Source organism: Muribaculum sp., assembly GCF_029051885.1.
In the GTDB taxonomy this organism is placed as follows: domain Bacteria; phylum Bacteroidota; class Bacteroidia; order Bacteroidales; family Muribaculaceae; genus Muribaculum.
This window is the reverse complement of sequence record NZ_JAIDKI010000135.1, coordinates 1-7,536: the sequence shown is the minus strand read 5'-3', so window position 1 is coordinate 7,536 and position 7,536 is coordinate 1. Positions and strand designations below refer to the sequence as shown.

The window sequence follows — 7,536 nt, the reverse complement described above, 5'->3', positions numbered from 1 at the left end:
ATACGAGACAACCGGTAATTTTATAATTCCTCACTCTCTTGCTGATTTTGAAATAAATGCAAAAATATATCAACGATGTTAAACAAATTACCTCCAGTCGGTCAATCGCCGGCATCTTTCCGCCTGCTCTTCGGTCGTTATGGAACCCCATAACTCCCTCATCACAAGCGAAAATATGCTCGACGATTGACCGCCCTGACGGTAACATTTATTATTAAACAAGCTCTAAATATATATCTTTATTTAACCCCACGAAAATGACGACAACCAATAGTTATGGCGCACTCTTCGATCTTGATGGTGTGCTGGTTGATACGGAAGGTACTTACTCGCTTTTCTGGAGCGAGGCAGGGCGTAGATATCATCCTGAGATTCCTAATTTTGATATGAAGATAAAAGGGTCCACACTGCCACGCATACTTGAGGCATATTTCCCGGATCCGGATATATCGGCAGCTGTATGTGCCGAGCTTGATGTTTTTGAGAATGCAATGGACTTTCCATTGTTTGATGGAGTCGTTGAGTTTCTGTCAGACCTCAGGAATCATGGCATACCGGCTGCGATAGTAACCAGCAGTGGGCCGGATAAGATGAGGCGTCTGTTTGCAAGAAATCCTGACTTTGCTTCATATTTTGATGCTATCGTCACTTCGGGTGATGTCACTCTTTCCAAGCCTGATCCACAGTGCTATATTATTGGCGCAGGCAAGATTGGAGTTGATATCGAGCGGTGCTATGTGTTTGAGGATTCTCTCAACGGACTTGCATCGGGAATGGCTTCAGGAGCCACAGTAATCGGCATTGCTACAACATTGGCCGCCGCTGAACTTGACGGTCGTGCCCATGCGGTGGTGCCTTCCCTCGCATCCATGTCAGTCGACAAAATGCTTGAGGTGAAGCGCTGACCATTGTTTCGCGCCTTATTCTGCCATAGCAAGGGCGGTATCAAGAGAGATATTACAGGCAAGTACTTTAGGCCTGGAAAATATCAGCTTGATGCCGCCCTTGTTATGGTCTAAGGCTATATTATGATGTCAATGCCGGTGCATAAAATGCAAGAGGGTTATCACTGGTCGTCGTTGCTGTCGCGTACGACAGTGAGCATATGGGCTGCGATATAATCGGAGAATTGCTGCTTATAGCTGTCGCTTACAGGGATTGCATGACGTCCGAAGAGTATGCGGTTGCGCTCGATGACGCGTATCTTTGTCGCGTTTATGATGTAGCTGCGGTGAACCCTTAGAAATATGTTGGACGGCAGAGTGCGCTCGAGAGTTTTCATGTTCATGAGTGTCATTATGGCTTTTTCTTCTCCATCGACATAGATTTTTACGTAGTCCTTCACCCCTTCGATGAATATTATATCGCGTACAGGAATCTGCACCAGACGATATTCGCTCTTCACCATGATATATTCGCGCGAGGTATCGGATGCCTCGGCGCGGCGGCGCAGGTCTGCCCATGCAAGGGCACGGTTGGCCGAACCTATGAATTCTTCATAGCTCACCGGTTTAAGCAGGAAATCAAGTGCTCCGACCTTGAAGCCTTCTATTGCGAATTTGTCGTAGGCTGTAGTGAAAACGATACGACATGTAGGAGGTACGATTCTTGCGAATTCCATACCGTTTAGCTGTGGCATGTTGATGTCGAGGTATATTACATCGATAGCCTCTTCTATTACTGTCTTTACAGCCTCTTGAGCGGAACCGAAACTTCCGGCAAGTTCCATGAATGGAGTCTTTTCGATATATGATGCGATGAGATCGCGGGCAAGTGGCTCGTCGTCGACGATGCAGCAGCGTAGAGTTGTCATAGATATGTTTTTGGGGGTTGTAATTACAGAGTGGTTAATATGTACTATGATGGTGTTTGCAGAGTCTGTAGTTTTGATTATATTTCGATTTTATCTTTTAGATCGATAATCATGCTGACTGTGTAGATTCCATCTTGTACTGTGGTATGTATTAGTGCTTTATCACCATAGATTAGCGTAAGTCGCCGTCGGAGATTGGCATCGCCTATGCCATGGTCTTTGCCGGTTCCCGGCTCATTGGCGGCATCGGATATCTTGCATCGGTTGGCAAAGCGGGCTTTTACTATACCTTGGCGGCATGTGATGTCAATATCGATAAACGCGTCGGGCATGCCTGTATTGCCATGTTTGAATGCATTCTCAACCGGTGATATGAATATAAGCGGTGCGACACGAAGTTCAGGAGTATCGTTGCTTAGAGCTACGTTTATGGGCATTCCTGTACCGAGGCGCATACGCATCAGTTCGACATAACTGCCGATGAACGACAGCTCGTCGTCAAGCTGTACGGTTGGAGTATTTTCATATAGTACATATCGTAGCATCTTGCTGAGAACATGTACGGCTTTCTGTGCTTTGTCTGGACTGATGGCAATCAGTGCATATATGGAGTTGAGAGTGTTGAACAGAAAGTGAGGATTGAGCTGGCGTTTGAGGCTCTCGAGTTCGTCGTGCTGGCGTAGTGTCTCTATTTCCTGTTTCTGCTGTCGCATCTTCATCCAGTAGTCGCTCAGTTTCATTGCCAGACTAAGACCAATGGTGAGAATCACCATTATTATGTCGCGCACTGATATGGACACAAATTTCAGCCATGGACGTATAGCGTCGTCGACATGTGGAATGTGTGGGTGCGGGGGAACTCCTCGGGGAGGTGCCGACAGAAGGATTACGGCCATAAACAGGATAATTACTACGATATTCCACCCTAATAGTTTTACGAATCCCTTAGGGCGTGGCAGGCAACGGTCGATTATGACGTAGTAGTTGAGAAAGAATATCGCGATGTATAGTGCCGCCCTTATATATATGCGCCATGGCCATGCCTTAGGGTAATGGTGGTTGGTCGTCATCAGTACTTCCGGCAGGATGAATATCATGGATACAATCAGAAACTGGGTGATTATTTTCACCAGGCGCTGCTGTCTGGCCGATGGTTCGCTGTTGTCGGGAATACTTTTTATCATGTCAGTCGGCATATTGCAGGGGGAAGTAATGTTGATGTTATTATATAAACGTATGGAATATGCATTAAATTGTAATAAAACACAGGTCTATTCGTAGCGTAGAGCTTCTATCGGATCGAGTGAGGCTGCTTTCTTTGCCGGATACCAGCCGAAGAAAACACCGGTAACGGTACATACTACGAATGACAGTACCATAGAATATACCTGAACCGATACGGGCCAGTGCATTATTATATTGACGCTCCATGAGGCGAGTATTCCGAGTATTACTCCGATTATACCTCCGGTGACACTGATTATTACTGCTTCGATAAGGAATTGCGACAGAATATCTATACCTCGGGCTCCCAGCGACATACGCAGTCCTATCTCTCGGGTGCGTTCTGTTACTGACACATACATTATATTCATGATGCCGATGCCTCCGACCAGCAGGGATATACCTGCGATGCATGCCAGCAGCACTGTAAGCATGTCGGAGGTCGAGCTGAGCATTTCGCTGAGTTCCTTCTGTGAGCGTATGTCGAAGTCATCGTCGGCCCCTTCCTTGAGTTTGTGCTGTTCACGCAGTATTTCGGTTATTTCGTCAATGGCCTGGTCGGTATATTCCTCGTCAATGGCGCTGGCAAACAGTCCTTGAAGGTGGTCGGTAGCCAGTACACGCTTCATTACGGTCGTGTATGGCGCAAGCACTACATCGTCCTGGTCCATGCCCATCGAGTTGGTGCCCTTTGGAGTGAGTGTGCCTACGACCTTCAGCGGAATTTTGTTGAACCTGACTATGCGCCCTATCGGGTTGCTGCCGTCGGGAAACAGATTGTCGATTACCGTCTGTCCCAGGAGGCATACCTTGGCGGCTGATTTGATATCCTGTTCAGTAAACATTTCTCCGTCGGCTACCGATACTTTACGTATGTCGAGATAGTCGGGGGTGATACCGTAGACTGTTGAGGGATAGTTATTGTTGCCGTTGATGAATTGTCCGCCGCTGTTTACCGATGGAGATACGGCGGTCACATATCTGGCCTTGTCGCGTATTGCCTCGTAGTCGGCTACTTCAAGAGTCTGGGTGTCGTCGGCACTTTGGCGCACACCGCCGCGCTGCATGTTGCCGGGGTGTATCATTATCATGTTTGAGCCCATCTCGCTTATCTGGGCCCTTATACTGTCCTTTGAGCCTTGTCCGATGGCGAGCATGGTTATGACCGAAGCTACACCGATGATGATACCAAGCATTGTCAGGAAGCAGCGCAGCTTGTTGTTTGATAGCGCTTTGAGGGCTATTTTCAGAAGATTGGCGAAGTTCATTGCAGGAAAATATCAGTCGTCGTCGCGTGGTAGTGATTCATAAATTGCTTTTGCCGATTCCGGCGAAGGATTAAGGGTGTCGCTTACGATGCGTCCGTCACGCAGCACGATGTTGCGCGAGGAGTAGGCGGCAAGGTCGGGATTGTGGGTCACAAATATTATAGTGCGTCCGCGGGCGTGCAATTCCTGAAAAAGCACAAGTATGCTGAACGAGGTGCGTGTGTCAAGATTTCCCGTGGCCTCGTCGGCGAGGATTATCACCGGGTCATTGACAAGCGCACGTGCTATGGCCACACGCTGTTGCTGTCCTCCTGACATCTGGTTGCTCTTATGATAGAGCCTGTCGTGGAGGCCCACTGCCTCAAGGGCGCTTACCGCGCGGTTTCTTCGCTCTTTTGCTGATACATTTGAGTTGTAGAGCAACGGAAGTTCGACATTCTCTATGGCTGTGGTCTTTGGCAGAAGGTTGTAGTTTTGAAACACGAAACCGATTTTGCGATTGCGTGTGAACGCACGTTTGTTCTTACTCATTGAGGCCACAGATACTCCGTCAAGCAGATAGTCGCCACGGGTGGGGGTGTCAAGGCATCCCAGCAGATTGAGTAACGTCGATTTGCCTGAGCCGGAGGTTCCCATAATTGTCACGAACTCACCCTCGTGGATTGTGAATGACACTCCGCGCAAGGCATGCACCTTTTCGCCTCCTACAATGAAGTCGCGCCTCAATTCCTCCACACGGATTATCTCTCTCTTTTCCTCCGGAGATTTTGATTTGTTGCTCATTGTGTTATTTTTTTCTGTGGGGAGGCTGTGGTGCGAAGGGGCTCTGTTCAGTGTTCTGATCCGATGGCGGGACACCAAAACCTGCGGTATCATATTCCAGGGCTATTGTCTCGCCTTCGTTGAGTCCGGAGATAATCTGGGTCATGTTGCCGTTGCTTTCGCCAACGGTGATTTTGACAGGCACGAGGTTGTCGCCGCGCACAGCCCATACGGTATGCTGGTCTGATTCTGTAGTGCCAGCCAAGGTATGGCCGCTTTCAGGTTGTGGAAGTCCTTTTGCGTCAGGAAACTCCCTCGGAGTAAAGCGAAGCGCACGGTTGGGTATGGCAAGCACTCCTTTCTCTTCTGTAACATTGATTGAGAGATTGGCTGTGAGGCCGGGTATGAGTTTATGGTCGGGATTGGGTGCGGCTACTATTACCTCATATGTGACTACGTTGCTCTCTGTGGTAGGATTGAGGCGTACCTGGGTTACTTTTCCTTCAAATTTATCGTCGGGATATGCGTCGACAGTGAATGTTGCAGTCTGTCCCATTTTTACCTGGCCTATGTCGGCTTCATCCACGTTGCCTACTACCTGCATGTTGTCAAGGTCGGCTATCACATAGAGATTCTGTACGTTCATCGACGATACTACAGTCTGTCCAACCTCTACTTCGCGGGATATGACTACCCCGTCGATTGGTGAGTATATCTCGGCATAGTTGAGATTTTTAGCTGCTCGCACGCGGTCGGCCTGAGCTTTTTCGTAGGTGGTCTTTGACACCTCGTATTCTTTTAGAGACGTCTGATACTCATAGTCGCTTATGAGCTGCTTGTCGTGAAGCTGTCGGTCACGCTCGTAGTTTGTGCGGTTATATTCATAGGTCAGACGTGCCGACTCCATGTTTGCGTCGGCGCTTCGCAACTCGCTTTCAAGCAGAGTTTTCTCAATTTCGGCGATAAGTTCTCCCTTGGTTACCACTGAATTGTAGTCGGCATATAGCTTGTCGACGATACCGGTGACCTGAGTACCTACGTCGACTTGTGTTACTGATTCTACGGTACCTGTGGCTGTCACTGATTCGCTTATGTCGGCACGTTCTACCTTAGCAGTCTCAAGCCGTATTTCCGGCTTTTTGGAGCAGGATACGGCAGTCAAGGCCAGTAGTGTTGTGAGCAGAATGATGTGGGAGTTCGGTTTCATATGATGATTTGATAGAATTTGTGTTGATGTGATTTGCTATTAGTCAGGATTTTAAAGGTTTATTTCGGCTGTGCGGTAGAATTCTATAAGTTTTCGGTCGAGCATAGCCATGAAGCGGGCCTGTAGGAGGGTATGCTGAGCTTCAATGAGATTGTTGTGGGCAGTAAGAAGTTCGACAGTATTTACCAGTCCGAGACTGAACTGTTCGTCGACGAGTTCTGCGCTGAGCCTGGCGCTTTCGAGCTGCTCTTTGGCAGCTGTAAATCTCGACTGTGTAGCTCGCAGGTCGATATATGCGGCCTCGACATCCTGGGCTATGTCGTTGCGACGTGACTCTTCGTCAAGAGCTGCGTTAAGTTGCTGTATCTTTGCCTTTGCTATGGCTGTCTTTGCCTTCTTCCCGTCGGCTATCGGCAGCGACAGGGCCACGCCTATCTGCTCGTTGACCGACTGTTTGAGCTGAGTGCCTAAGGAAGTTCCCGGTGCGAAGTAATTAGTGCCGACTCCGGCTGTGATGGCTATGTTGGGACGTCGCTGAGCGTTTGCAATATCTACATCAAGGGCTGATGCATCGCGTTGCAGACGTATGGCCTGGAGTTTTTTGTCGGTATTGAGTGCCATATTGTAGCTTTCCGTGATAGGAGGGAGAGAGTCTGTCACCTGGGAGTCGGTCCATATCACGGGTGCGAGCTTTAGGTCGGTATCTATACCAAGCTGGAGCAGGCGCTTCAATTCCATGCGTCGGGTGTCGTAAGTGCCGGTTGCGTTCGACAGATTATAGCGCTGCTGTTCGGCCTGAGCCTGGAGTTGTGCGTAGTCTACACGCGACACACGTCCGGCTTCCATCAGCTGGCGACATCGCTCGGCCTGTGCATCGCTAAGTTTTACTGCCTCGCGATATATTTCAATCGACTCTTTGCAGTAGAGGATATTGAGATATGCGCGCAGCAGGTCGGTCTCAAGTGTACGCATTACGTCGTCAGTTTCGAGCGAGGCTATCTGGGTGTCGATACGACTGCGTTTTATCTGTGCGTTGCGTGCTCCTCCGTCGTATGCTGTCCACTCTGCATTGAATCCGATGGTGCCATTATAGGTGGTTTTGTCGTTATCGCCCCAGGGTGTGTTGCCTACGGTATGGCGTGTGGTGAAATCGAGTGTCGGCTCCCATTTGGCTTTTGCTTCCTCAAGTGACAGACCGGCTGTCTCGCCTACCAGACGTGACTGCTGTAGGGATATGTTGTTGGCTCGTGCGTAGTCCACAC

7 protein-coding genes are annotated in these 7,536 nt (G+C 49.0%); 1 reads left to right on the top strand and 6 read right to left on the bottom strand.

All coding sequences use genetic code 11. The features are described 5' to 3' along the window. Nucleotides 1-257 precede the first annotated feature (257 nt). Nucleotides 258-905, top strand: a complete 648-nt coding sequence (locus K2I50_RS05870; RefSeq protein WP_301025279.1) for an HAD family hydrolase — start codon at nt 258-260, stop codon at nt 903-905. A gap of 161 nt (nt 906-1,066) precedes the next feature. Here the strand turns inward: K2I50_RS05870 and K2I50_RS05865 are convergent, their stop codons facing one another. From K2I50_RS05865 to K2I50_RS05840, 6 genes are all read right to left on the bottom strand, one after another. Then, the gene (locus tag K2I50_RS05865) at nt 1,067-1,813 is read right to left on the bottom strand and encodes a LytR/AlgR family response regulator transcription factor (protein ID WP_301025278.1); all 747 of its coding nucleotides are present in this window, start codon (nt 1,811-1,813) and stop codon (nt 1,067-1,069) included. Between the two features lie 77 nt (nt 1,814-1,890). Further along, complete coding sequence (locus tag K2I50_RS05860; RefSeq protein ID WP_301025277.1) at nt 1,891-2,997, bottom strand: sensor histidine kinase; 1,107 nt, start codon at nt 2,995-2,997, stop codon at nt 1,891-1,893. 87 nt (nt 2,998-3,084) lie between these two features. Then, nucleotides 3,085-4,305 (bottom strand): ABC transporter permease, encoded by a 1,221-nt coding sequence (locus K2I50_RS05855; protein ID WP_301025276.1) that lies wholly within the window; start codon nt 4,303-4,305, stop codon nt 3,085-3,087. Nucleotides 4,306-4,317: 12 nt separating this feature from the next. Next, nucleotides 4,318-5,088 (bottom strand): ABC transporter ATP-binding protein, encoded by a 771-nt coding sequence (locus K2I50_RS05850; protein ID WP_301025275.1) that lies wholly within the window; start codon nt 5,086-5,088, stop codon nt 4,318-4,320. 4 nt (nt 5,089-5,092) lie between these two features. Continuing rightward, complete coding sequence (locus K2I50_RS05845; protein ID WP_301025274.1) at nt 5,093-6,274, bottom strand: efflux RND transporter periplasmic adaptor subunit; 1,182 nt, start codon at nt 6,272-6,274, stop codon at nt 5,093-5,095. A gap of 51 nt (nt 6,275-6,325) precedes the next feature. Then, nucleotides 6,326-7,536, bottom strand: a 1,211-nt coding sequence (locus tag K2I50_RS05840) for a TolC family protein (protein WP_301025273.1), incomplete at its 5' end; no start/stop codon positions are given.

Coding starts and splice junctions, on each gene's coding strand:
- K2I50_RS05870 (WP_301025279.1), top strand. CDS start 258: ATGACGACAACCAATAGTTATGGCGCACTCTTCGATCTTGATGGTGTG.
- K2I50_RS05865 (WP_301025278.1), bottom strand. CDS start 1,813: ATGACAACTCTACGCTGCTGCATCGTCGACGACGAGCCACTTGCCCGC.
- K2I50_RS05860 (WP_301025277.1), bottom strand. CDS start 2,997: ATGATAAAAAGTATTCCCGACAACAGCGAACCATCGGCCAGACAGCAG.
- K2I50_RS05855 (WP_301025276.1), bottom strand. CDS start 4,305: ATGAACTTCGCCAATCTTCTGAAAATAGCCCTCAAAGCGCTATCAAAC.
- K2I50_RS05850 (WP_301025275.1), bottom strand. CDS start 5,088: ATGAGCAACAAATCAAAATCTCCGGAGGAAAAGAGAGAGATAATCCGT.
- K2I50_RS05845 (WP_301025274.1), bottom strand. CDS start 6,274: ATGAAACCGAACTCCCACATCATTCTGCTCACAACACTACTGGCCTTG.